This window comes from Nesterenkonia sp. DZ6 (assembly GCF_022565835.1).
Classification (GTDB): Bacteria; Actinomycetota; Actinomycetes; order Actinomycetales; family Micrococcaceae; genus Nesterenkonia.
In genome coordinates, this window is record NZ_JAJOYW010000001.1 from 503,602 (window position 1) to 528,351 (window position 24,750).

At 69.1% G+C, this 24,750-nt stretch carries 20 protein-coding genes; 5 read left to right on the plus strand and 15 right to left on the minus strand.

Annotated features, from left to right (window positions below; translation table 11 throughout):
* The first annotated feature begins 82 nt into the window (after positions 1-82).
* From LTH93_RS02280 to rpe, 5 genes are read left to right on the plus strand one after another with little or no spacing between them, the layout of a single operon-like run.
* On the plus strand, positions 83-955 hold the full coding sequence (locus LTH93_RS02280; RefSeq protein WP_241464345.1) for a PD-(D/E)XK nuclease family protein: 873 nt from the start codon (positions 83-85) through the stop codon (positions 953-955).
* Positions 956-968: 13 nt separating this feature from the next.
* On the plus strand, positions 969-1,562 hold the full coding sequence (def, locus tag LTH93_RS02285) for a peptide deformylase (RefSeq protein ID WP_241469952.1): 594 nt from the start codon (positions 969-971) through the stop codon (positions 1,560-1,562).
* Between the two features lie 16 nt (positions 1,563-1,578).
* Positions 1,579-2,790, plus strand: a complete 1,212-nt coding sequence (locus LTH93_RS02290) for a methionyl-tRNA formyltransferase (RefSeq protein ID WP_241469953.1) — start codon at positions 1,579-1,581, stop codon at positions 2,788-2,790.
* On the plus strand, positions 2,787-4,460 hold the full coding sequence (locus LTH93_RS02295; protein ID WP_241469954.1) for an RsmB/NOP family class I SAM-dependent RNA methyltransferase: 1,674 nt from the start codon (positions 2,787-2,789) through the stop codon (positions 4,458-4,460). Before LTH93_RS02290 ends, LTH93_RS02295 begins: the two co-directional genes overlap by 4 nt.
* On the plus strand, positions 4,457-5,110 hold the full coding sequence (gene rpe / locus LTH93_RS02300) for a ribulose-phosphate 3-epimerase (RefSeq protein WP_241464341.1): 654 nt from the start codon (positions 4,457-4,459) through the stop codon (positions 5,108-5,110). The genes LTH93_RS02295 and rpe overlap by 4 nt, the downstream gene beginning before the upstream one ends.
* A 24-nt stretch (positions 5,111-5,134) precedes the next feature.
* Here the strand turns inward: rpe and LTH93_RS13380 are convergent, their stop codons facing one another.
* The 15 genes from LTH93_RS13380 to ftsW all read right to left on the minus strand — a co-directional run bounded on the left by LTH93_RS13380 (position 5,135) and on the right by ftsW (position 24,704).
* Positions 5,135-8,266 carry a LuxR C-terminal-related transcriptional regulator gene (locus LTH93_RS13380; RefSeq protein WP_241469955.1) on the minus strand — a complete coding sequence of 1,044 codons (3,132 nt, stop codon included), beginning with the start codon at positions 8,264-8,266 and terminating at the stop codon, positions 5,135-5,137.
* A 346-nt stretch (positions 8,267-8,612) separates the two neighbouring features.
* Positions 8,613-9,116, minus strand: coding sequence for a transcriptional regulator NrdR (nrdR, locus tag LTH93_RS02310; protein WP_241464339.1), 504 nt, complete (start codon positions 9,114-9,116; stop codon positions 8,613-8,615).
* A gap of 107 nt (positions 9,117-9,223) precedes the next feature.
* Positions 9,224-12,760, minus strand: coding sequence for a DNA polymerase III subunit alpha (gene dnaE / locus LTH93_RS02315; protein WP_241464338.1), 3,537 nt, complete (start codon positions 12,758-12,760; stop codon positions 9,224-9,226).
* A gap of 2 nt (positions 12,761-12,762) precedes the next feature.
* Entirely contained in the window at positions 12,763-13,713 is a 951-nt protein-coding gene (locus LTH93_RS02320) for an RluA family pseudouridine synthase (RefSeq protein WP_241469956.1), read from the minus strand.
* The gene (locus tag LTH93_RS02325) at positions 13,710-14,396 is read right to left on the minus strand and encodes a signal peptidase II (RefSeq protein ID WP_241469957.1); all 687 of its coding nucleotides are present in this window, start codon (positions 14,394-14,396) and stop codon (positions 13,710-13,712) included. Before LTH93_RS02325 ends, LTH93_RS02320 begins: the two co-directional genes overlap by 4 nt.
* 55 nt (positions 14,397-14,451) lie before the next feature.
* The gene (locus LTH93_RS02330; RefSeq protein WP_241464335.1) at positions 14,452-15,360 is read right to left on the minus strand and encodes a DivIVA domain-containing protein; all 909 of its coding nucleotides are present in this window, start codon (positions 15,358-15,360) and stop codon (positions 14,452-14,454) included.
* Positions 15,361-15,534: 174 nt separating this feature from the next.
* Entirely contained in the window at positions 15,535-15,822 is a 288-nt protein-coding gene (locus LTH93_RS02335; protein WP_241464334.1) for a YggT family protein, read from the minus strand.
* Positions 15,823-15,842: 20 nt separating this feature from the next.
* Positions 15,843-16,493 (minus strand): cell division protein SepF, encoded by a 651-nt coding sequence (locus LTH93_RS02340; RefSeq protein WP_241464333.1) that lies wholly within the window; start codon positions 16,491-16,493, stop codon positions 15,843-15,845.
* A gap of 48 nt (positions 16,494-16,541) precedes the next feature.
* Positions 16,542-17,363 carry a YggS family pyridoxal phosphate-dependent enzyme gene (locus LTH93_RS02345; RefSeq protein WP_241469958.1) on the minus strand — a complete coding sequence of 274 codons (822 nt, stop codon included), beginning with the start codon at positions 17,361-17,363 and terminating at the stop codon, positions 16,542-16,544.
* A 9-nt stretch (positions 17,364-17,372) separates the two neighbouring features.
* A complete protein-coding gene (locus tag LTH93_RS02350) occupies positions 17,373-18,164 on the minus strand; it encodes a polyphenol oxidase family protein (protein WP_241469959.1) in 792 nt (263 codons plus the stop codon).
* 35 nt (positions 18,165-18,199) lie between these two features.
* Complete coding sequence (gene ftsZ, locus LTH93_RS02355; RefSeq protein ID WP_241464330.1) at positions 18,200-19,447, minus strand: cell division protein FtsZ; 1,248 nt, start codon at positions 19,445-19,447, stop codon at positions 18,200-18,202.
* Positions 19,448-19,775: 328 nt separating this feature from the next.
* Positions 19,776-20,621 carry a cell division protein FtsQ/DivIB gene (locus LTH93_RS02360; RefSeq protein WP_241469960.1) on the minus strand — a complete coding sequence of 282 codons (846 nt, stop codon included), beginning with the start codon at positions 20,619-20,621 and terminating at the stop codon, positions 19,776-19,778.
* The gene (gene murC, locus LTH93_RS02365) at positions 20,618-22,054 is read right to left on the minus strand and encodes a UDP-N-acetylmuramate--L-alanine ligase (protein WP_241469961.1); all 1,437 of its coding nucleotides are present in this window, start codon (positions 22,052-22,054) and stop codon (positions 20,618-20,620) included. The genes LTH93_RS02360 and murC overlap by 4 nt, the downstream gene beginning before the upstream one ends.
* Before the next feature lie 11 nt (positions 22,055-22,065).
* The gene (murG, locus tag LTH93_RS02370) at positions 22,066-23,187 is read right to left on the minus strand and encodes an undecaprenyldiphospho-muramoylpentapeptide beta-N-acetylglucosaminyltransferase (protein WP_241469962.1); all 1,122 of its coding nucleotides are present in this window, start codon (positions 23,185-23,187) and stop codon (positions 22,066-22,068) included.
* Positions 23,188-23,207: 20 nt separating this feature from the next.
* Positions 23,208-24,704 carry a putative lipid II flippase FtsW gene (gene ftsW, locus LTH93_RS02375; protein ID WP_241469963.1) on the minus strand — a complete coding sequence of 499 codons (1,497 nt, stop codon included), beginning with the start codon at positions 24,702-24,704 and terminating at the stop codon, positions 23,208-23,210.
* Between the last annotated feature and the right edge of the window lie 46 nt (positions 24,705-24,750).

The following is a 24,750-nucleotide window of genomic DNA, read 5'->3' on the forward strand; positions in this document are numbered from 1 at the left end:
GCCTGGCCTCCGACTGAGCCCCGCAGCGCCCCGGTCCGACTCACTCCGGGCCGTGTCCGACCCAGGTGGCAGACTGGAGGCGATGACACAGCCAAGCCTCGCGCACGCCACAGATCACGGCCGCATGTATTCACGCTCTCTCAGCGGCACCCCTGAGGTGCCCTCGATCACCACGGTGATCTCGCAGGAGCACAAGGACCTGACCGGCTGGGCAGGGCACATGGCCAGCGCAGAGCTCGCCGGAGACGAGCGGCTGGCCAGCGCCGTCGGCTCCCCCGCCGAGCTCAAGCGACTCGCACGGCAGGCCTCCTCGGCCGCCGAGCGCTTCCGTGACGCCGCCGCCGCCCGCGGGGATCGAGTCCACCACTACGCCGAACAGGTGGCGCTCGACTCCCTGGGGCTGACTCACGGCGCCGATGAGGCCCGCGAGGCGCTCGCCGAGCACCGCGAGACCAGCTTCGCCGACCGCTTCGACGAATGGTGGCAGCTCTACGACGTGACCCCGCTGGCCGCCGAGGTGACCGTCTGGAACCACGCCCTGGGCTATGCCGGCACATTGGATCTGGTCGCCGACATCGGCGGGCGCACCTGCATCATCGACTTCAAGACCAAGGGACTGACCCGTGCTGGTCGCGCCAAGCCGCTGAGCGACTCCGTGGTGATGCAGCTGGTCGCTGGCATGCAGGCCGAGGAGATGCTGGTCGACGCCAGGGCCGGCGAATGGAAGCCCTGGCCCTACGGCGAGGACCCGATCCTGCTGGCGGTCGCGGTCTCCGAGGCCGAAGTGGTGCCGAACCAGGCCAATCCGGCGGTGCTGAAATCGCACTGGCACAAGTTCTGGGCGCTGCGCCAGGTCTGGGAGCACAGCAGATCCGCCGAGTCGGCGGGCACCGCGCTGCGTCCGATCGCGCCGCCGCCGCTGCCCGCCCCAGCCGGCTCCGGCGCTGAACAATGACAGAATGTCCCCCATGACTGTCCTGAGCATCCGCATGATCGGCGATCCGGTGCTGCGCACCCCCGCGGCCCCCGTGAAGACTGTGGACAACAGCACGGCGGAGCTCATCGCTGACATGTTCGAGACCATGGACGCCGTTGCCGGCATCGGTCTGGCGGCTCCGCAGGTCGGGGTGAGCCGCAGGATCTTCACCTTCGACGTGGTCGGAGAGCGTGGAGTTGTGATCAACCCCGAGCTGACGCTGCTCGGGGAGCGAAGCTTCACCGCGCGGGAGCCTGAGCACGGCGCTGCCGAGGGCGAGAACCTGCTCCGCGAGGGATGCCTCTCGGTGGCCGACATCTACGCCCCGGTGACGCGCGCCCAGGAGGTGCTGCTCACCGGCACCGACGCCGACGGCTCCGCGGTCCGACTCGAAGCCACCGGACTGCTGGCCGCGTGCTTCCAGCACGAGGTGGATCATCTCGACGGCCGACTCTTCGTGGATCGACTCACCGGCGCAGACAAGGTCGCCGCGGCCCGGGCGCTGCGCTCACGGGAGTACGGCCAGGCCATCGATCAGACTCTCGGTTCCCGCAAGTCCAGCCACAGCAGCTTCTTCGCCTCCTGAAAGGCCGATACAGACCATGCAGCAGTTCACCGAAGAAACCCTGGCCGCGGCCCGCGCCAAGACGCGCGGCACCATCCCCGGGCCCGGCCGGATCATCTTCGCCGGCACCCCTGAGATCGCCGCCACGGCGCTGCGGACGCTGCTGCGCTCGGGCGCCGAGGTCGCGGCAGTGCTCACCCGACCTGACGCCCCGGTGGGACGACGCCGGAAGCTGACCCCCTCCCCGGTGGCGCAGGTGGCCGAAGAGGCCGGCATCCTGGTGATCAAGGCCGACACCGTCGACGCCGAGGTCACCGCCGAGCTCACTGCGGTTCAGGCCACGCTCGGCGTCGTCGTCGCCTATGGCGCCCTGCTGCCAACTGCTGCGCTTCAGGCCCCCGCCCGTGGCTGGGTGAACCTGCACTATTCCCGACTGCCGCTGCACCGCGGCGCAGCGCCGGTGCCGCACACGATGCTCGCCGGCCAGACCGAGACCGCCGCCACGGTGTTCCAGCTCGAGCGCGGCATGGACACCGGACCGATCCACGGCACCTGCAGCTTTCCGATCGATGACGCCACCTCCGCCGGCACGGTCCTGGAGGAGCTGACGGTCCTCGGCGCCTCGCTGCTGATGGTGCTGCTGCCTGACCTTCTTTCTGGCAGCTCCACGCCTGAGGAGCAGGTCGGTGAGCCCAGCTACGCGCCGAAGCTCACTGCCGATGATGCCTTCATCGACCCGCGCCGCCCGGCCGCGGAGCTGGTGCACCGGATCAATGCGACCATTCCCGAGCCCGGCGCCTGGACGCTGAGCGCTGATCAGCGCATCAAGCTCGGCGTCGCGAGGCTCTACCGCCCCGAGCCGGGCATCACCGACGCCGGGCAGGCCGACGCCGCCCATGCGTCCGGACAGCCCGGACAGCCCGGGCAGCCGGCCGAGCCGGAGCCCGTCCAGGCCGCTCCCCCGATCGGCGAGGTGCGCCAGCTCGACCCCGAGCAGCCCGGCGCCCAAGCGCTGATCGGGTTCCGCGCCGGCGACGGTGCCGACGTGGTGCTCACCAGCGTCCAGCCCGCCGGCAAGCAGATGCTCAACGCCGCCGACTGGTACCGCGGCCTGCACGGCCAGGTGCTGCTGGGTGGGCCGGAGCAGGAGCGACCCGACCAGGTGCTCCCAGACCACGCCGCGAACACCTCCGCCACACCCACCTCCCCGACGACCTCCACGACCCCCACGGAAGAGCGCACCCGATGAGCCACAGCGGCCGAGACGCAGGACAGCCGCCCAGTCGCAGGAACGAGAAGGGCCGCGAACGCAACCGCGGCGGAAAGGGCGCCGCCGGTCAGGGCAAGGCGGATCAGGGCAAGGGTGCGGCGGCACGCGGCTTCAGCGCCGCGGCACCCGCACAGCGCAAGCGTCGCGCTGATCCTGCGCGACTCACCGCCTTCACCGTGCTGCGCGCGGTCAGCCGCGACGACGCCTACGCCAACCTGACGCTTCCCGCCGAGATCAGGGCTAAGCGCCTGGACAAGCGTGATGCCGGCTTCGCCACCGAACTGACCTACGGCACGCTGCGCGGCACCGGCACCTACGACGCGATCCTGAGCGCCTGCGTGGACCGTCCGCTGGGCGAGCTCGACTCCCCAGTCCTGGACGCTCTGCGACTCGGGGCGCATCAGCTGCTGAACATGCGGGTCGAGACCCACGCCGCGGTGGATGAGACCGTGGCGCTGGTGCGCGCCGAGATCGGCGCCGGCCCCAGCGGGCTGGTCAACGCCGTGCTGCGCAAGGTCAGCGCCAAGACCCTGAGCGAATGGACCGAGAAGCTCTCCGCCGATCGCAAGCTCAGCGGCGACGACGCGCTCGCGCTGACCCACGCCCACCCCGCCTGGGTGGTGCGTGCGCTCCGCCAGTCACTGCGCCTGCACGGCCGCGGCACCGAGCTCGAGGCGCTGCTGCGCGCCGACAATGCCGCCCCCGAGGTCCATCTGGTCGAGCTTCCGGGGACCAGCCCGGCCGAGGGTGACCGGCTGCGCAGTGCACAGCAGGCCGGCGCCGTGGCATCCACCGCACTGACCGGGGCCGCGATCTTCCGCGGCGGCGACGTCGCCCGACTTCCCGGGACCCGGGAGGGCCAGCTGCGCGTCCAGGACATCGGCTCCCAGTGGGTCACCCGCGCCCTGGCTGACGCGGAGCTTCCCGGGGAGTCAGACACCGCGGAGCGCTGGCTCGATCTCTGCGCAGGCCCTGGCGGAAAGGCCGCGCTGCTGGCGGCACTGGCAGCCCAGCGCGGAGCCTCGGTGCTCGCCAATGAGCCCGCCGCCCACCGCGCGAAGCTCGTGACCAAGGCACTGGCCGCGGTGGACCCGCAGGCCTGGACGGTGCGCACCGGCGATGGCCGCACCATCGCGGAGGCATCGGTCGGTTCCGGCTTCCAGCGCATCCTGGTCGACGCGCCGTGCACCGGCCTCGGTGCTCTGCGACGCCGCCCGGAGGCCCGCTGGCGGCGCACCCCCGGGGACCTCTCCGGGCTCACTGCACTCCAGCAGGAGCTCCTCGACGCCGCCGTCGGGGTCCTCGCTCCCGGGGGGCTGCTCGCCTATGTGACCTGCTCCCCACATATGGCCGAGACCGTGATCCAGGTCGATGACCTGCTGCGTCGCCACCCGGAGCTGGTGCTGCGCGACGCCCACGAGCCGATGCGTGCCGCGGCCGAAGACGCCGGCGCGGCGCTGCTGCGCGATGAACAGGGCAGCGCCAGCACCGAGACCGCCGCACGCTGTGTCCAGCTCTGGCCGCATGTGCACGGGACCGATGCCATGTTCTTCGCCCTGCTTCAGCGCCCGGTGGACGCGAAGACCGAGGCGCCTGCGGCCGAGGCGGACGCTGCTGCGGATGACCGGGCCGATAGGATCGCCCTGTGATCAGCCCCCGCATCCACCCCAGCATCCTCAACGCCGACTTCGCCAACCTCGCGAGCGAGCTGAGGCGGATCAGCTCCGCCGACGCCGTACACGTCGACGTGATGGACAACCATTTCGTGCCGAACCTGACCATCGGACTGCCGGTGGTGAAGTCCCTGCGCGCGGCCACCGAGCTGCCCATGGACATCCACCTGATGATCGAGGATCCGGACACCTGGGCGCCGCAGTACGCCGAACTCGGCTGCGAATCGGTGACCTTCCACGCCGAGGCTGCGCAGGCACCGATCCGGCTCGCCCGCGAGCTGCGCTCCCAGGGCGCCCGATCGGCGATGGCGCTGAAGCCGGCCACCGGGATCGAGCCGTATCTGGACATGCTCGGAGAGCTGGACATGCTCCTGCTGATGACCGTGGAGCCAGGCTTCGGTGGTCAGAGCTTCCTGGACCTGATCCTGCCGAAGATCCGCCGCGCCCGCCAGGCCGTGGATGACCTGGGCGGGAACGTGGCGCTGCAGGTCGACGGCGGCATCAGCACCGAGACGATCCAGCGGGCCGCCGAGGCGGGTGCAGACACCTTCGTCGCCGGTTCGGCGGTCTACTCCGCCGAGGACGCCGCCTCCGCCATCGCCGAGCTGCGCAGACTCGCCAGCTGACGCCAGCGGTGGCTGCCGCCGGACTCAGCCGCCGACAAGCCCGCGGAGCTCGCGGCGAGAACGGATCTTCAGCTTCGCCATCGCGTTGGCCACGTGATACTCCACCGTGCGCACCGAGAGCACCAGCCGCTCGGCGACCTCGCGGTTCGTCAGTCCCTCCGAAACCAGCATCGCGACCTGCCGCTCGCGTCGGGAGAGACCACGCAGCGCCTCTTCCGCGCGGAGGCTCAGCACCGGCTCGGACTTCCCCGGAGGGCCTCCAGGTTCCCGGCTGGTGAGCTGACCCGCCGAGCGTCGAGGGTTCGCCGCGGACGCCGGGCCGCCCGCTCCCCCGGCCGCCGCCGCGGTCCCTGTGGTGGTCGTCCTGGCAGCGCTCGACATTGCCGCGGCTGACCTCACCGCTGGTGTCCTGGTTGCCGGCGCCCTGGTTGCCGGAGTCCTGGTCGGTGACGCCTCGGGCCCGGCGACGCCTGATCCGGAAACCTCGCGCCCTGAAACGTCGTGTCCCCGAACGCCCGGTCCCGGTACCCCGAAGCCGTCCGCTTCCCCGGCGAAGATCCGCGGGCGCAGCGCCTCCATCAGCTGATTGGCCCGGTCCAGCTGCGCCTCGGCGCGGCAGGACTGGAGCACCGAGGCTGCCCACACGGCCAGCTCCAGCGCGGTGGCCCGGTGCCGGGACAGCTCCTGCGGGTAGGCCGTGACCAGAGTGGCGATGTCGATGCTGAGCATCGCTCGGAAGATCCTGAACCCGCCGCCCTCCCCCGGCGGCTGGGTGGGCCGGATCGATTCGGCCGCGTCGTAGCCGCGCAGCACCTGGAGGAAGCTCTCCATCGCCTCAAGCGGAGCACCCGCTCCCCAGCGTTCGAAGCCGCGCAGGTAGGGGGTGGTGAGGTGGCGCTGGAAGTCCACCACGCCGGACTCGCCCTCGGCGCTGCGCAGCAGGGCCGGCAACATCGCCGCCCAGCCGCTGACATGCAGCGCCCGGGCGAGCATGCTCATCGCCTGGGGCTCCATCGCCCACCACACGGTGCCGTCGTTGCGCATGCTCAGCAGGTTCCGGGCCACTCCGCGGAAATCGTTCTGCGAGGCCGCCAGGGAGGCCTCCACCCAGTCGATGGTCCCGGTGGCCAGCGGAAGGTAAGCGAACTGGCTCTCGCGCAGCACCTCCAGCCGGGTGCGGACCGTCTCGATCTCCCCGCGGGCGGCGGGGAGCACCGCCGACACGGCGTAGGCGACATGGGAGGCGGCATTCTCCCCGCGTGCCAGACCCTCTCCCGCGGCGCGATCGGCCATCTGTGCGGCCTCGTCCCAGTAGGCAGAGCTGAACAGCAGCAGCGCCAGCTGGGAACGGGCATACATCACGTAGCTGCTGGTGCCGTCCTGGGCGGCGGCGACGCTGAGATCCTGATAGGCGCAGCCCATGTGTCCGATCTGCCGGTGCAGTCCCCCGCGCACCGCGTAGAGCGCCCCTTCGAACCGCTCGACGCCGGCCCGGCCCTGCAGCTTCCTCAGCGCGGTCGAGACGTGGTCGATCATTGCGGCGGCATCACCGGGATCCTCCGCGGAGAACTCGATCCAGAAGCTGTTCAGCGACGCCATGCCCTGCAGCTGGCCGAGATCCCAGATGTCACCGAGCAGGTCGAGGCCGTCCCCCCGGCCCAGCACCTCGGCGAGCGCGGAGGAGACCTGTTTCGCCAGCGCGGCGCCGCGGCGGCGGCGCGCCGCGGCGTACAGTCGGGCGCTGACCTCGATGACGGACTCGGCATAGATGGGCAGCCCTCGGTCGGGCTGCGGGGTCACGGACTCCAGCTCCTGGAGCGCACCCTCGAGGTCCGACTGCTCCAGCATGATCAGCGCCAGGATCCCGGAGCGAGACGTCGACTCCGGCATCGCGCGCATCACGGGCTCCAGGGCCAGCAGGGCGGAGATCCGATTGGTCCGCACGGCGAGTCCGGCGAGCAGGTGGAGCGACTCCTCGTCGTCGAGGGCCATCGAGACGGCGAGCATGACGTGGTCGAAGGCTTCGCAGAACTCGTGACGCCTCGCGGCCTGCCGCGCGTAGCCGTGCAGCGCCGCGACGACCTCCTCCTGCTCACCCAGGGAAGGGTCCCGCCGGATAGCTTCGGCCAGGTGGCGCACCGATTCCTCCCCCTCCAGCACGCCCGCAAGCGCCAGCAGCAGCTGGGCCTGCTCCAGCTCCGCGGTGCCGCTGAGCACCGCGCGGCTCAGCGAGCGACGCGGCACCGCATAGCGGCCGGTGAGCTCCTCCCAGCTCAGCAGCGCGGTGCTCAGCAGTGCGGCGGGGTCCACGGCGGCTCCCACCGCGGCTTCGAGCTGGCTGCGACTCAGCGAGGTGTCAGCGGCGGCCAGCAGCGCAACGGCGCGGCGGTCGGGCTCTTCCAGACCGCTCATCTGGGTCATCACGTCTCGGTGCATTCCGCTGTAGTCCGCGGAACGCACGGTGGCCGCCAACGCCTGGTCGATGCTGCGGGCCCCGGAGGGGACCCGGCGCAGCCAGCGCCCCACCTGTTCCACCAGGCCTGGGTATCCATCGGTCTCGCGCAGCACCCGAGCCGCCACCGAGGTCGCGATCGGCAGCTCGGAGTGCGCCTCCAGCAGCTCACCCACCTGCCGCAGCGGCAGCGGCTGCAGGCCGATGTAGGTGCCGCGCGGGCTGGCCTGAGCGAGCCGGATGAGCCGCTGAACCTCGGGCCGCACTGAGCCCTGGGTGCTCAGCACCACGAGCACCGGGCCGTTCTGGAAGAGACTCAGCCCGCGCCAGAGCGCATCGGCGGAGACCTCGTCGATCAGGTGCAGGTTCTTGACGCTCACCAGGTAGGGCACCTGCAGGTTCTGCCCGGCATCGAAGCTGGCGGCCAGGAGATCCTCCAGCTCGTCGGGGCCGGTGGAGCCGGCGCCGAGAAGATGTCGGATCGCGGATCCGGCGCGGGCGCTGAAGGACTCGTCGAGCAGGATCGTGCGTTCGTCCCATTCCGGATACGACTCCATCGCCTGATGCAGCAGACGGGTCTTCCCTGAGCCGGTGAAACCCTCGATGACCACGAACTGTGCCGTGCCCGTCCGCGCGCGCTCAGCAGCCCTGCGGATCAGCTCGATCTCTTCGCGCCTGCCCACAAAAGGGTCACTGCGGTGCACCGTGGGCTCCTCTATTGATGGATCAGATGCCCGTCAACTATACCGGCCCGTATCTTCTACTGGGTTTCACCGGTCGAACTACGTGGTTTTGCTTCATCTGCGCGAGGCGCCTGCGCACGCGGCGTGTAATGGAAGGGCCTCCTCGGAGGCGCAGGTGGTCCGGAGAGAAAGTTCAGGGGGTTCTCTCCGGACCATCCGTGCGTCCGGGGTCTCCCGCAGGAGGTTCTGCGCGGGCCTGCGGTGAGTCCTGCACCGCACGGCATGTCGGGACCATCACCGGGGATGAAAAGACCGGTGGCGCTCTCAACCTTCCCCAGAAGAGACCGCCACCGGTACAGACTTGAGTCTAACGGAATCCGAATCTGGGCTGCACCACGGTTGCACCTGAGGTTGAAGGTCCGTGCAGCTCCTCGCGGCGCAGCTCCGCGATCGCGTTCTCGAAGTCCTGCAGCGAATCGAACCCGCGGTACACCGAGGCGAAACGCATATAGGCGACCACGTCCAGGCGGCGCAGCGGGCCGAGGATCGCGAGCCCGACGTCGTTGGCATCCACCTCGGCGTTGCCCGCGGCGCGGATGTTCTCCTCCACCTCCTGGGCCAGCACGGCGAGGTCATCGTTGGAGACCGGCCTGCCCTGGCACGCCTTGCGGACGCCGTTGATCACCTTGGACCGATCGAAGGGCTCGGCCGCTCCGGAGCGCTTGATCACGTTCAGGCTGGTGGTCTCCATGGTGGTGAACCGCTTGGAGCACTGCGGGCACTGCCGACGTCGCCGGATGCCGGAGCCATCATCGAGCATGCGGGAGTCGACGACTCGGGAGGAGTCATGGCGGCAATAGGGGCAGTACATGCCCCGAGTCTACCCACCACATATAGTGTGCTTCAAATCTTCGACCACAAGATGTTGTGACGCTGTCGGCCTGCGTCTGCTGGCGCCGACCGGGTGCCGCAGTCCGCTCAGAGCTCCAGGCAGCCTGGGCCGAGCAGCACCTTGAGATCCCCGAAGAGCGCCGGCGAGGGACTGACCTGGTACTCGTGGCCCAGCCGCATGAGCTCGATCTTGTCCCCGGAGAGCAGCCGCACGTGCACGTCGCTGTTGCCGCGATGCGCGCGCAGGGTCCGTCCCAGCTCCATGACCAGGTGTTCCGAGGCCCGCTGGGACGAGACGGAGACGACGACGGGCCCGGCGTTGCCGTCCTCATTGATCTCCGGCACGGTCACGTCCATGGCCTTGAGCGTGACGCTGCCGTCCTCACGCCGGTCGATCTGACCCTTCACCGAGACCACCAGATCCTCGGCCAGGATCATCGAGACCGCCTGATAGGTCTTGCCGAAGAACATCACCTCGATGGTGCCGGCCATGTCCTCGATCTCGGCGCGTGCGTAGGGGTTTCCCGAGGACTTCGCCACCCGGCGCTGCAGCGAGGTGATCATCCCGGCGATCGTGATCCCGGCGCCGTCGGCCGGGCCGTCCTCCCCCATCACCGAGGAGATGGAGCGATCCGCATGGTGGGCCAGGACCCGTTCCAGGCCCTGGAGCGGATGGTCAGAGACATAGAGGCCGAGCATCTCGCGCTCGAAGGAGAGCTTGTCCATCTTCTCCCACTCCGGCAGGTCGGGGACGCTGACCGAGAGCGAGTCTCCGAGCTCCATGTCGGCGCTGCCGAAGAGGTCGGTCTCATAGGCCTGGGAGCCCTTCTTCTCCGAGATCGCCTGGTCGATGGCCTGCTCGTGGATGGTCACCAGCGCCCGCCGGGTGTGCCCGAGCTCGTCGAATCCGCCGGCCTTGATCAGCGATTCGACGGTGCGCTTGTTGCACACCTGCATCGGCACCTTCTTGAGGAAGTCGGCGAAGGTCTCGTAGCGGCCCTTCTCCTCCCGCGCGGAGACCATCCCGGCGACCACGTTGGACCCGACGTTGCGCACCGCGCCCATGCCGAAGCGGATGGTGTCGTCACCGACCGGGGTGAAGGTCAGCGCGGACTCGTTGATGCTCGGGGAGGTCACCGTGACACCCATGCGGCGGCACTCGGAGAGGTAGAGCGCGAGCTTGTCGCGGTTCTCACCCACCGAGGTGAGCAGGGCGGCCAGGTACTCGGCCCGGTAGTTGGCCTTGAGATAGGCGGTCCAATACGCGATCAGCCCGTAGGCGGCGGTGTGGGCCTTGTTGAAGGCGTAGTCGGAGAACGGAAGCAGCACGTCCCACAGCGCCTTGATCGCCGGGGCGGAGTAGCCGTGGGACTCCATGCCGGAAGAGAAGTTCACGTACTGCTTGTCCAGCTCGGACTTCTTCTTCTTGCCCATGGCGCGGCGCAGGATGTCGGCCTGGCCCAGCGAGTAGCCGGCGACCTTCTGCGCGATGGCCATGACCTGCTCCTGGTAGACGATCAGCCCGTGGGTGGTGCCCAGGATCTCGAGCAGCGGCTCCTCCAGCTCCGGGTGGATCGGGCTGACGTCCTGATGCCCGTTCTTGCGCAGCGCATAGTTGGTGTGCGAGTTCGCACCCATCGGCCCCGGGCGGTAGAGCGCCAGGGCGGCCGAGATGTCTTCGAAGTTGTCCGGGCGCATCAGTCGCAGCAGCGAGCGCATGCCGCCGCCGTCGAGCTGGAAGACTCCCAGGGTGTCTCCGCGGGCCAGCAGATCATAGGCGGCCCGGTCGGTGAGCTCGAGGTTCTCCAGGTCGAGCTCGATGCCCTTGTTGAGCTGAATGTTCTCCAGGCAGTCGGAGATGATCGTGAGGTTGCGCAGACCCAGGAAGTCCATCTTGATCAGACCCAGGTTTTCGCAGATCGGATAGTCGAACTGCGTGATGATCGCGCCATCCTGCTCGCGCTTCATGATCGGGATGATGTCGATCAGCGGGTCACTGGACATGATCACCCCTGCCGCGTGCACGCCCCACTGGCGCTTCAGCCCCTCCAGCCCGGAGGCGAGGTTGAAGATCTCCTTCATCCGCGGGTCCGAGTCGACGAACTCCCGCATCTCGGCGGCCTCGGAGTACCGGGCCGACTTGGACTCGTAGATGTCGCCCAGCGGCATCGGCTTGCCCATGGCGTCGGGCGGCATCTTCTTGGTCAGCTGGTCGCCTGTGGAGAAGGGCTCCCCCATGACCCGGGCGGAGTCCTTCAGCGCCTGCTTGGACTTGATCGTGCCGTAGGTGACGATCATGGCCACGCGCTCGTCGCCGTATTTGTTGACCACGTACTGGATGACCTCGGAGCGCCGACGGTCATCGAAGTCGACGTCGAAGTCAGGCATGGAGACGCGGTCGGGGTTGAGGAAGCGCTCGAAGATCAGCCCGTGCTGCAGCGGGTTGAGGTCGGTGATGCGCATCGCGAAGGCGACCATCGAGCCGGGCCCGGAACCGCGGCCCGGACCCACTCGGATGCCCTGCTCCTTGGCCCAGGTGATGAAGTCGGCCACGACCAGGAAGTAGCCCGGGAAGCCCATCTGGGTGATGACGCCGATCTCGTACTCGGCCTGCTTGCGCACCTCGTCCGGGATGCCGTTCGGGAACCGGTAGTGCAGACCCTTCTCGACCTCCTGGATGAACCAGGACTCCTCGGACTCTCCATCGGGCACCGGGAACCGGGGCATATAGGAGGCGGACTCGTTGAACTCGACCTGGCAGCGCTCGGCGATGGCCAGGGTGTTGTCGCAGGCGTCGGGGAAGTCGCGGAAGAGGTCGCGCATCTCGGCGGCGGACTTGAGGTAGAACTCCTCGGAGCCGAACTTGAACCGGTTCGGGTCATCCAGGGTGGAGTTCGACTGCACGCACAGCAGCGCCCCGTGGGCCTTGTGGTCATGCTGGTGGGTGTAGTGCAGGTCGTTGGTGGCGACCATCGGCATGTTCAGCTCGCGGGCGAGCTTGATCAGGTCCTGTTTGACCTTGCGCTCAATGTCCAGGCCGTGGTCCATCAGCTCGCAGTAGAAGTTCTCCCGCCCGAAGAGGTCCTGGTACTCCCCGGCGGCCTTCTTCGCCTCCTCGTACTGGCCCAGGTGCAGCCGGGTCTGGATCTCTCCGGAGGGGCAGCCGGTGGTGGCGATGATCCCCTTGCCGTAGGTCTCCAGCAGCTCCCGGTCCATCCGCGGCTTGTAGAAGTAGCCCTCCAGGGAGGCCAGCGAGCCCATCCGGAAGAGGTTGTGCATCCCGGTGGTGTTCTCCGCCCACATGGTCATGTGCGTGTAAGCGCCGCCGCCGGATACGTCCTTCTCCCCGATGACCCCGTCGCCCCATTTCACCCGGGTGCGGTCGGAGCGATGCGTGCCCGGAGACAGGTAGGCCTCGAGTCCGATGATCGGCTTCACGTCGTAGTTCTGGGCAGTCTTCCAGAACTCGTAGGCGCCGAAGAGGAACCCATGGTCAGTGGTGGCCACTGCGGGCATGCCGAGATTCTGGGTCTGTTCGAAGAGCTCCCCGATCTTCGCGGCGCCGTCGAGCATCGAGTACTCGGTGTGGTTGTGCAGGTGGACGAAATCGCCGGTGGTTGCCATGCTCAGCCGTTCTCCAGGATCTCGAGGGCCTGGGCGAGGTCCGCGGGGTAGTCGGTGCGGTAGCTCACCCAGTCGCCGTTGCCGGGGTGGTGGAACCCGAGCTCCACCGCGTGCAGCCACTGCCGGGTCAGTCCGAGATCGGCGGCCAGCTGCGGGTCGGCGCCGTAGGTGAGGTCTCCCGCGCAGGGGTGGCCCAGCGCGGAGAAGTGGACCCGGATCTGGTGGGTCCGGCCGGTCTCCAGCGTGACGTCCATCAGGCTGGCCCGGCCATAGGCCTGCTGCAGCCGGTAGTGGGTGCGGGACTCACGGCCGCCGTCGAGCACCGCGAACCGCCAGTCGTGTCCGGGGTGCCTGCCGATGGGGGCGTCGATGGTCCCGTCCACCGGATCGGGCAGCCCCTGGACCAGCGCGTGGTAGCTCTTATGGGTGGTGCGCTGGCGGAAGGCGTCCTTGAGCAGGGTGTAGGCGTGCTCGGTCTTGGCCACCACCATCACCCCGGAGGTGCCCACGTCGAGGCGGTGCACGATCCCGCGGCGCTCCTGGGCCCCGGAGGTGGAGATCTCCACCCCGGCGGCGAGCAGGCCCCCGATCACGGTGGGCCCGGTCCAGCCGGGTGAGGGATGCGCGGCCACGCCGACGGGCTTGTCCACCACCACGATCTCGGTGTCCTGGTGCAACAGGGTCATGTCTTCCACAGCTTCGATCCTCACCTCCAAGGGGTCATGCTTCTCGGGCACGACGACGGCGAGCTCGGTGCCGGCGGCAAGCCGGTCAGACTTCTTCACCGTCCGCCCGGCGGAGCGCCCCTGGGTGCGGTCCTGCGCCCAGGTGACCCGCCCGTCCTTGAGCCACTGGGTGGTGTCCGTGCGGGAGACCTCGAAGAGGGTGGCCAGCACGGCGTCGGCGCGGCCGCCGTCGAGCTCTGCGGGCACTGCGATGTCCTGGGTGCTCATGCGTCGGTCTCCGCAGCGTCGATGGTCGCGGTGTCAGACTTCCGGTGGTCAGACTTCCGGTGGTCAGATTTCCGGGTGTCGGTGTTCGCCGTGTCGGTGTTCGCCGTGTCAGACGTCTTCCCGCTCTGTTCCCGGGTGCCGTCGAGGTTCAGCCCGAAGACCATCATCGTGCAGATCGCGATGATCGAGCACACGATGAAGGAGTCGGCGATGTTGAAGATCGCGAAGTTCGGCACGGCGATGAAGTCCACCACGTGGCCCTGACCGAAGGTGCTGATCCCTTCCCCGTTCAGGGAGGGGTCGCGGAAGATCCTGTCGGTGAGGTTGCCGGCGACTCCGCCGGCGAGCCCGCCCAGGCCCAGCGTCCAGAGCCAGGAGCCGCCGAGGTCGCGGCTCTTGAAGACCACATAGCCGAGCACCGCGATCATGATCAGCGTGAACACCCAGGTGTAGTCGGTGCCCATGGAGAATGCGGCACCCGGGTTCAGGTGGTAGCGCCAGTAGAGCACCGGGGGCAGCACCTCGGTCCGCTCCCCCAGGGTCATCGTGGTTTCGACCCACACCTTCGTTAACTGATCAGCGGCCCAGGCGAACACCGCCAGGGCCGCTGCCACGATGAGCGCAGTTCGGCGGGACGGGGTTCGCATGGACCGCTGATGGTCATCTGAGAGCTGTTTCGACACCGTTGGATTCTACAGGTCAGGTGTCACCCTGAGCGCTCGGCGTCGAGGAGCTGGATCAGTTGACGGTGGCTTCCTTCTCGATGGAGCCGCGACTGTTCAGATCTGCCAGCTGACCTTCGATGTAGTCCCTGAGCCGTGCCCGGTAGTCCCGCTCGAAGCTGGTCAGCTCGCCGACCTTGGACTCCAGGTCGGCCTTCTTGCGCTCCAGCGCGTTCAGCGTGCGGGTCGAGGTCAGCTCCGCCTCTTCGATCACGTTCTCGGCGCGGGTCTCGGCCTCGGTGACGATCTCGTTGCGGCGGCGCTCGGCCTCGGCCAGCAGCTGGGCGTGAGTGGCCTCTGCGGTGCTGACCAGCTCGTCGCGGCGGGTCTCACCCTCGGCGATGTAGGCATCCCGGGTGGTTTCGCCCTCGGCGATGTAGGCGCTGCGGGTCTGCTCACCTTCGGTGATGTATTCGGTGCGCCTGGCCTCGCCCTCGGCGATGTAGGCCGCGCGGGTCTGCTCCCCCTCGGAGACGTACTGGTCATGCAGCTGCTGCGCCATGGCGAGCACGCCGGTGGCGGAGGTGGCCTGGTCGCTCGCAGCGGGCTCCGCGGCGACGGGACGCTCCTGTGCGGGGCGGGTTCCGAGCGCGTACTCGGGGTGCGCGGTGACCGATGAGTCGGCGCTGAGCTCGTGCTCTTCGGTGCTGGGGTCCGCGGAGCCGGTCATCGTCGAGGTGGTGCCGGCGTAGCCCGAGAGGCCCGCATCCTTGAGCTCATCGGGCTCCAGGTTCGCCGGGTTCTCCTCGAGCTGTTCCTCAAGAGCCGCGACCTTGGCGGTGAGCTCCTCGTTCTCCTGGGCCAGGCGCCGCCATTCGACGACCACCTCGTCAAGGAAGTCATCGACCTCGTCCTTGTCGTAACCGGGACGGAACTTGGTCTCGGGGAATTCCTTGTTCAGGAGGTCATCGGGGGTCAGGGCCATGCGGTGTCACCTCATCGAGTGGCTGGGGAAGCTGTGAAGCTGGTCTTTGGGTCATCCATCAGGATACCCATTGCGATTCGTTGCCTTCGACTACAACCTTCAAGTGCGGCTTTCACGCGTCGAGGTCCGTCCAACGGCGCAGTGCTGGACGCTCGCCCGCGAGGTACCTTCGGGTCAGGCGAATCCGCGCAGCACCATCTTCGCGATCACCACGACCAGGAACACCAGCAGGAACCCCATGTCCAGGGACACTCCGCCCAGGTTCAGCGGCGGCACCTTGCGCTGGATCCAGCGGATCGGCGGGTCGGTGATGGTGTAGACCCCGACGGCGATCATGAGCGCGAAGCCCTTGGGTCGCCAGCTGCGGGCATACTGCTGGGTGAGGTCGAAGACGATGCGGACCACCAGAGCGAACTGGTAGATGGTCAGCAGCAGGTACAGGGGCGCGGTTAAGAGATCCACAGCTCAGAAGCGTACTTGGTTCAGCTCTGGTTGAAGAACTGGGCCGAGGACGGGGTCTCTGCGGCGGCGCGCTCTTCAGCCAGCACCTCGATGTTCTTCGGGGTCAGCAGGAACACCTTGTTGGTGACACGCTCGATGGATCCGCCCATGCCGAAGACCAGCCCGGCGGAGAAGTCCACCAGTCGCTTGGCCTCGGCCTCGCCCATGTCGGTGACGTTCATGATCACCGGGATGTTGTCCCGGAAGGACTCGCCGATGACCTTCGCGTCGTTGTAGGAGCGCGGGTGAACGGTGGTGATTTTTCGCATCGGTGAACTTTCATCCCGGGATGAGGGGGCTCGCTTGATCGGGGTGACCGGAGCACGGTAGTCCGGGTCCACTGCCAAGTTGGAGCTGTTGTACTGGCCTGTGTGTGAGCTGTCGTCGGCGTGGTCGATGCCGAGGGAGACGACCTCGTTTCCGCGCGCGGAGGAGGTGGCGCTCGTCGGCGCCGGGGTCTCGCGGACCGAGGCCGCCATGGAGGAGCTGCGGCTCACCGAGCTGGGCTCGGAGGCCGAGCCCTGGGGGCTGCGGGTCGTGGAGGAGGGCTCCTTGGAGAAGCTGTCCTCGCTGTAGTCGTCTCCGTCGGCGAGGCCGAGGTAGATCATGGTCTTCTTGAAGGCACCGGCCATGAGGGTTCTCCTGAGGAAAGGTTGATTTGTCACTGCGCGGTCTCGAGACTATCGCTGAAGCGGACGCTCACCCAGGACATCTCGACCGACCCGCAGGTGTGTCGCACCGTGGGCCACCGCTTCCTCCAGGTCACCGCTCATTCCGGCGGAGATCATGTGCGCCTGAGGGTGGGCGTCCTGCAGTTCGGCGGAGAGCTGCGCAAGTCGGCCGAAGGCCGGTGCGGCCGGCTCATCCAGGGGCGCGACAGCCATGAGTCCGCCGAGCTCAAGCCCCGGTGCCTCAGCGATCCCGGCGGCCAGCGCGGGGATCGACGCGGGGTCCGCCCCTCCCCTGCCGTCGGCCGGCACGGGGTCACGCAGGTCCACCTGGATCAGGCAGGTCAGCGGCGGCGCATCCGCTGCAGGTGCGGCCTTGACCAGCGCCTTCAGCAGGGACGACCGGTCCACCGAGTGCAGGTGATCGGCGTAGCCGAGGACCGAGCGGGCCTTGTTGGACTGCAGCTGGCCGATGAAATGCCAGTGCAGGGCGTCCGTGTCACCGCCGAGCAGCTGTGTGACCTCCGCGGCCTTGGCGGCGGCCTCCTGATCGCGGTTCTCGCCGACGTCGCGAACGCCCAGCCGGTACAGCCTGAGCACATCCGCGGCGGGGAAGAACTTGGTGACCACGATGAGCTTCGGCCGATCCTGGCGTCCGACGGCGGCCATCGCCCGGTCGATCCGGGCGTGGACCGCCGCGAGGTTCGCTGCGAGCTCCTCGCTCCGCGGGTCCTGGGCTGCGGGGTCGCGGGCTGCGGGGTCGGTGGCCGAATCCGTGGAAGCGGGGTCTGGGCCGGCGGGATCTGGGCCGGCGGGATCTGGTCTGGTCTGCACGAGGAGAGCCTATCGAGCCGGGAGCTCTGCCGGGGATCCTGACCGGGATGAGGATGCTGGCATCCAGATCACACCGGCGAACCGTCCGCGGTCAGGCTCTCGGCGATGGGAGAAGAGCGAGTCGTCCTCGAGGGTGCAGCCGGCGAGGTCCTCGACGGTGACTCCCTGCTGGGCGAGGACGGCCTGGGCCTCGGCGCGCAGGTTCAGCGCACTGGTGCCCCAGCTGGTGGTGGAGGCGATGGCGGGACGGTCACGGGAGACCTCGGCGACCATCGGTTCTGGAATCTCGTAGCAGGCGCCGCAGGCTCCCGGGCCGATCCACGCGGTGATCGCGACGGCGCCGCGCTCCCGCATGGCGGCCACGGTGTTCTCCAGGACCCCGGCCAGCAGGCCTGGACGCCCGGCGTGGGCCGCAGCTGTCACCGGAACCTGATGCTCGGGATCGCTGCCGGCGCGCTGCCCGTAGAGCAGCACCGGCAGGCAGTCGGCGACCATGATCGCCAGCGGCACCGAGCCGTCGGCGCAGACCCAGGCATCCCCGGTGGGCACCGGGGCGGAGCTGACGCCTTCCTGCGCGGAGGCCGCGGCCTCGGCGTCGAGCACGTCTGCGGAGTGGACCTGGTTCAGGAAGCGCAGGGACCCCGCTGGCACGCCCATCGCCGCCTCGAGACGGCGGCGATCCTCGGAGACCCGCTGCTGGGAACCTGCGTGACGCGCCAGATTCCCGGCATCCACCGAGGTGAAGCCCAGCTGCACGGAGTCACCGGCGTGGCCCCGCCACCAGAACGGCGACGGGGACACAGCGGACCTGGCCCCCTTGTTCGTGGGGGCCGAGGTCACTTCAGGAAGTCAGGCACATCGAGGTCGTCGTTGCGACCTCCGGTGTAGTCCGACTCGACGATGTCCGGGATGTCCTGCTGCTCCTCGTTCTCATGACGACGACGCGAGGGGTCGAACCGCTGCTGAGGTGCGGTGTCCTGGGAGCCGGCGTAGCGTGCAGCACCTGAGCCGCCCATCGGGATCGTGCCGGGCACGGTTCCGGGGACGGGCGGGGCGGTGCGCGCGGGCGGGGCTGCGGAGCCGACGCTGCGAGCAGGCGCCTGGTTCTGCAGCGGCTGCGCGGGACGGGAGGTGGCGTCGACCTGGTCGAAGCCGGCGGCGATGACCGTCACCCTAGCCTCGTCACCGAGGGCGTCGTCGATGACGGCGCCGAAGATGATGTTGGCCTCCGGGTGGGCGACCTCCTGGACCAGCCTGGCGGCCTCGTTGATCTCGAAGAGTCCGAGATCCGAGCCGCCCTGGATGGAGAGCAGGACACCGTGTGCGCCGTCGATGGAGGCTTCCAGAAGCGGCGAGGCGATGGCGAGCTCCGCGGCCTTCACCGCACGGTCCTCACCGTTGGCCGAGCCGATGCCCATCAGGGCGGAGCCGGCACCCTGCATGACCGACTTCACGTCGGCGAAGTCGAGGTTGATCAGACCCGGTGTGGTGATCAGGTCGGTGATGCCCTGCACGCCGGAGAGCAGCACCTGGTCCGCGGAGCGGAAGGCGTCCAGGACCGAGACGTTCTTGTCCGAGATCGAGAGCAGCCGGTCGTTGGGGATCACGATGAGCGTGTCGACCTCGTCGCGGAGCTGTTCGATGCCCTCTTCGGCCGAGCCGGCGCGCCGGCGGCCCTCAAAGGTGAACGGGCGGGTGACCACGCCGATGGTCAGCGCGCCGAGCGAGCGGGCGATCCGGGCGACCACGGGGGCGCCGCCGGTTCCGGTGCCGCCGCCTTCGCCTGCGGTGACGAACACCATGTCGGCGCCGCGGATGACCTCTTCGATCTCCTCGGAGTGGTCCTCGGCGGCCTGGCGGCCGACCTCAGGGTTGGCACCGGCTCCCAGTCCACGGGTCAGCTCTCGGCCGACGTCGAGCTTCACGTCGGCGTCGCTCATCAGCAGCGCCTGCGCGTCAGTGTTGATGGCGATGAATTCCACGCCACGGAGACCGACGTCGATCATGCGGTTGACGGCGTTGACGCCGCCGCCACCGATGCCGACGACCTTGATCACGGCCAGGTAGTTGTTCGGTGATGCCACGTTGTGTGTCCCTTGCTCGTCTCTGGTCTCAAATGTACGGAGACCCCCGTCGCTGAGTGAGCCGCAGCGCGACTCCTCACTGTCTTCACCCGTCTCGGGCCACCTGATCGTGCCGATGTCATTCGCGGGTACATCGGTTCAATCATGGGCGGCAGCCCGTGACGTCGCAGCGGCTCTTCAGCGGACGGGAGCCTCCGTACCTGAGACATTGTTCTGTTGCCTGCGAACCAACAGCAAGGTTCAAGCTTTACTTGAACCTTAGGGGATCCCAGGTAGGCAGTCCCTGTCTGATGTCCTTTTCGGTCATAAGCCTACGCGCCACACGCGCCTAGCGCGTCACCGGCGCGCTCGGAGTTGAGATGTCGAGCACCTCGACGCCCTCGAACTCGCCCGCCGAGGAGCCCAGGATCGCTTCAAGCACCGTGGCCTTCTCGTCCCCGCGCTGGTCGTCGCCCCAGACGACGGTCCGCCCGTCCTGCAGCTCAAGCTGCACCGAATCCCGAGACTCCGCGGTGGCGGACTCCAGAGACTCGCGGGCACCCTCGGGCAGCTGGCCCAGCACCGAGACGATGGTCTGGAAGACCGCCTCGTTCTCCAGGGCGGCCTCCGCGGAGATCACCGGGGTGGCGTAGCCCTGCGCATCCTCAGCCTGGGACTCGTCGAAGGTCCTGATCAGCTCTCCCTCCTGGCTGTAGAAGAGGATCTCCTCCCCCACGTGGACCTCTGCCACCGGGGGATGTTCGATCACCACGATGTCCAGGCCCTCGGGGAGCCGGGCGGCGACGATCACCTCGTCGACCGCGCGCTCGTCCTGCAGCAGCCGCTCGACGTCGCGCTGACTGACCTGAGCCAGCGGCGTGCCGTGCAGCGGCGCCAGCAGCTCCTGGGCGCGCTGATCGGTGAGCAGGTCGTTGTCCTGAACCGCGATCGCGCGCACCACCAGCAGCGGGGAGAAGTAGAGGGTGGCCACCACGCCGAGCAGCACCGCGAGGCTGATCAGCAGGGCGAGGATCCGTCGGCGCCGGCGCCGCCTGCCGATGACGGCGGCAGGCTCGGGGAAGTCCAGCGGGGACGCGTCACCGAACTCATCGTCGTCCGTGTCGGAGAACTCATCGTGGTCCGCGTCGGAGGGCTTGTCGTGGTCCGGGGCGCGGCGGGGGAACCGCAGCCTCATCGGCGCTCCGTGAGCGCGCGGAGGACGTCTGCGCCCAATGCGGTGACGTCACCGGCGCCGAGGGTCATGATCAGGTCTCCTGGACGGGCGGCCGAGGCCACGGCGTCGACGGCTTCGGCGACGCTGCGCACCGGGTGCCCCAGCAGGGCGGCGGTGACGCCCTCGATGGGCTCCTCCCGGGCCGGGTAGATCTCCAGCACCGCCACGGTGTCCGCCGCGGTCAGCGCAGTCCCGAAGTCAGCGGCGAAGGCGGCGGTGCGGCTGAACAGGTGCGGCTGGAAGATCACATGGACCTGCCCGTCAGCAGCGGTCAGCGAGGCGCGCGCGGCCTGGAGCACGGCGGCGACCTCGGTGGGGTGATGGGCGTAGTCGTCGTAGACGCGCACCCCGGAGACCTCTCCGCGCAGCTCGAAGCGGCGCGAGGTGCCTTGGAAGTGCGAGACGGCCGCGACGCTGGTTCCCAGCGAGAGTCCGGCTCGGCGCCCCACCGCGATGGCGGCCAGGGCGTTGAGCTGATTGTGCACTCCGGGCACCGCCAGGCGCAGCAGCGCCTCCTCGGCGCCCTCACGCACCACCCCGCCGTCGCGGGTGACGCTGCTCAGCCGAAGGTCGGCGTCCTCGCGGGTGCCGTAGCTGGTGATGCTCACGCCGCGGGCGGCCAGCGGCTGCTCCACCTTCGCCAGCAGTTCGCGGGCACCGGAGTCGTCGGCGCAGATGATCAGCGCCCCGCCGTCGGTGATCCGCTCGGTGAAGTCCACGAAGACCTGCTCCACCGCCTCCGCGGTGCCGTAGTGATCGAGGTGGTCGGCTTCGACATTGGTGACCACACCGACCTCTGGGGCGTAGTTCAGCAGCGAACCGTCGGACTCGTCGGCTTCGGCGATGAACCACTCCCCGGTGCCCGCCGCGGCGTTGACGCCGAGTCCGGCGACGTTGGCGCCGACGGCGAAGGTCGGAGAGAGTCCGGCCTGCTCCAGCAGCACGGTGGCCATCGAGGAGGTGGTGGTCTTGCCGTGGGTGCCCGCGACGGCGACGGCGCGGCGGGTCCGCATCAGCGCCGCCAGACCCTGCGAGCGGTGCAGCACCGGCAGGCCGCGGCGCACGGCCTCGTCGTATTCGGGATTGCCGGCAGCGGCGATCGAGGAGGCGATCACCGCGGTGATGGGGTGGCCCAGCTGTTCCTCCGCGGCGGCCAGGTTCTCGGCGCGGTAGCCCACCTGCACGGCGGCGCCGCCGCGACGGAACTCCTCGAGCACGGGGAGCTCCTTGGCGTCGGTGCCGGAGATCGGCACGCCGTCGGCGGCCATCAGGCGTGCGACGGCGGAGACGCCCACTCCGCCGAGCCCCAGGAAGTGGACGTGCCCGAGTCCGGCGGCGGGAGGTTCAGCGGAGCTGGGCCGGGCGGTGGGCTCCGCGGCGTGAGCAGGATTCATGGGAGGCAGGGTCACTTCGCGGTCTCGGACTTGCTCATCGGGTGGCCGGCGGCGACGAGGGTGGCGCGGGCCATCCGATCGTCGGCATCGGTGATCCCGCGCGAGGCCGACTGCTGCTCCATGGTGGCCAGCAGCTGCGGGTCCTCGAGCAGCGGAACGATGTTGCGCCGGATCCAGGACTTGTTGAAATGTTCGTCCTTGACCAGCAGGGCGCCGCCTGCGGCGACAAGTTCGCGGGCGTTGAGCTCCTGCTCGCCGTTGCCCACCGGCAGCGGCACGAAGATCGCGGGAAGCCCCACGGCGGCGACCTCGCTCACCGTGGCGGCGCCGGCGCGGGCGATGATGAGGTCCGCGGCGGCGTAGGCGAGCTCCATGCCGTCGAGGTATTCCCGCTGGTGGTAGCCGGGGGCTTGGATCAGCGCGCCGTGCTCACCGGTGAGCGCCTTGTCCCGGCCGGTCAGGTGCAGCACCTGGGCCCCGGTGCCGAGCAGATCGGTCAGCGCCGCCTTGATCGAGTTGTTCAGCGACAGCGCCCCGGAGGAGCCGCCGGTGATCACCAGGGTGACCTTCTCCGGATCCAGGCCCAGGGTCTTGCGGGCCTGTTCCCGCTGCTGGGCGCGGTCGAGCTGGGAGATCTCTCGGGCCATCGGCATGCCCACCCATTCGGAGCCCTTCAGCGGGGTGCCTTCGAAGGCGACGCCGGTGAAGGCGGCGAACCGGTGGCCCAGCTTGTTCGCCAGACCGGGACGAGCGTTGGCCTCGTGGATGACCACGGGGATGCCCAGCCGGCGGGCCGCTACGAACACCGGGGTGCACACGTACCCGCCGACGCCCATGACCACGTCGGCCTGCTCGGCGCGGAGGATCCCGGCGGCGTCGCGCACGGCCTGCCCGAAGCGGGAGGGGAAGCGCAGCATGTCACGGGAGGGCCGCCGGGGCATGGCGACCTTGTCGATGGTCTCCAGTCGGTAGCCGGCCTCGGGGACCAGCCGGGTCTCGAGTCCGGCGGCGGTGCCGATGACGGTCTGGCGGACCTCGGGGGCGAGGCGATCGAGGGCCCGGGCGACTGCCAGCATCGGGCTGACGTGCCCGGCGGTTCCCCCGCCTGCGAGAACTATGGAGAGCTCATTCATGGGTTTTCCTTCGGCAGCCATCAGACGGACATGGGGTTTCGGTGGGAGGTTTTGGTGGCCTTCGACGGGGAGCTGCTCCGACGAGGCCGGGGTCGGCCGTCCAGGCGCTGCCTGCGGGCGAAGTTCAGCACCACCCCGACGGCGATCAGGGTCACGGTCAGCGCCGAGCCGCCGTAGGAGATGAACGGCAGCGGCACGCCCACCACCGGGAGCAGCCCGGTGACCATGCCGATGTTGATGAAGGCCTGACCGTTGATCCAGGCGATGACCCCGAGGCAGACCAGTCGGGTGAACTGGTCGTTCGTGTTGTAGGCCACGCGGAACATCCCCACGGCGAGCACCGCGAAGAGGCCCAGCACCGTGAGGGTGCCGAGCAGTCCCAGCTCCTCTCCGATGATGGTGAAGATGAAGTCGTTGTGGACCTCGGGGATGTAGTCCCATTTCTGCCGCGACTGGCCCAGGCCGACGCCCCAGAAGCCGCCCGAGGCCAGCGCGTAGTAGCCCTGCTGCATCTGGTGACAGGGATCGGTGGGGTGGTCGCAGTTGACCCCGAGCCACGCCCAGACCCGCATCATGCGGTAGGGCGTCACCAGCATCAGCAGCGCCACCATCACCGCGGCGAGGCTGGCCGCGATCACGAAGTACCGCATGGCGACCCCGGCGGCGAAGAGCAGCGTCCCGACGATCAGGATGATGATCAGGCTGGTGCCCAGGTCGCCGCCGGCGAGCACCAGGACCAGCACCGAGAGGGCGCCGGGAGCCACGAAGGGAGTGACCCAGTGCGCGAACTGGGAGAGCAGCCGGCCCTTCTTGGCCAGCACCGCGGCGCCCCACATCACCAGGCCCAGCTTGGCGACCTCGGAGGGCTGTCCCTGGACCGGTCCGATCCGGAGCCAGTTCGTCGAGCCGCCGCCGGTATGGCCCAGCGGGGTGAACGCGACCAGGGCGAGCAGGACGGCGGAGAGCAGCATCAGGAACCAGCCGATGGCGCGCAGCCAGCGGGTGGGCAGGACCATCATGACCAGCATGCCGACGAGCCCGATGGCCGCCCAGGTGGCCTGGCGGGTCGCTGTGGTGAAGGCTCCCCCGGTCGGATCCACCGAGGTCGAGGACAGCACGAAGGTCAGCCCGATGATCGAGAGGGCGAGGGTGGAGCCGAGGATCAGCCAGAACGTGGTGTAGGGGTTCCCGATCTCCAGGAAGCTCCAGAAGCGCTGGACCCGGTTCTGCCGGGAGTCCGCCCGCTCCGCCTTCCAGCGCCGACCTGCGGCGCCGTCGGAGGTGTCGGCGTCCCGGGTGTCCGCGGCGGGGCCCTTGGCGGTGGAGGTCTTGGCGGTGGAGGTCTTGGCGGCGGCGGTCTTCGGGGCCGAGGTCTTGGCCGCAGTCGATCGATGCACGCGCCGCTCAGCCACCGGTTCGACAGGCTCGTCGCCCGGGTCGGTCTGGTCGTCCACGGCGCGAAGCTGGGACCTGCGCTGTTCGGGGGAGGCTGGGACTCGAGGTCTCCGCTTGTCCATCCAGTCCTCCTCCTGGTGAAGTCCCCTGCGGGGCTCCACGTCTGCG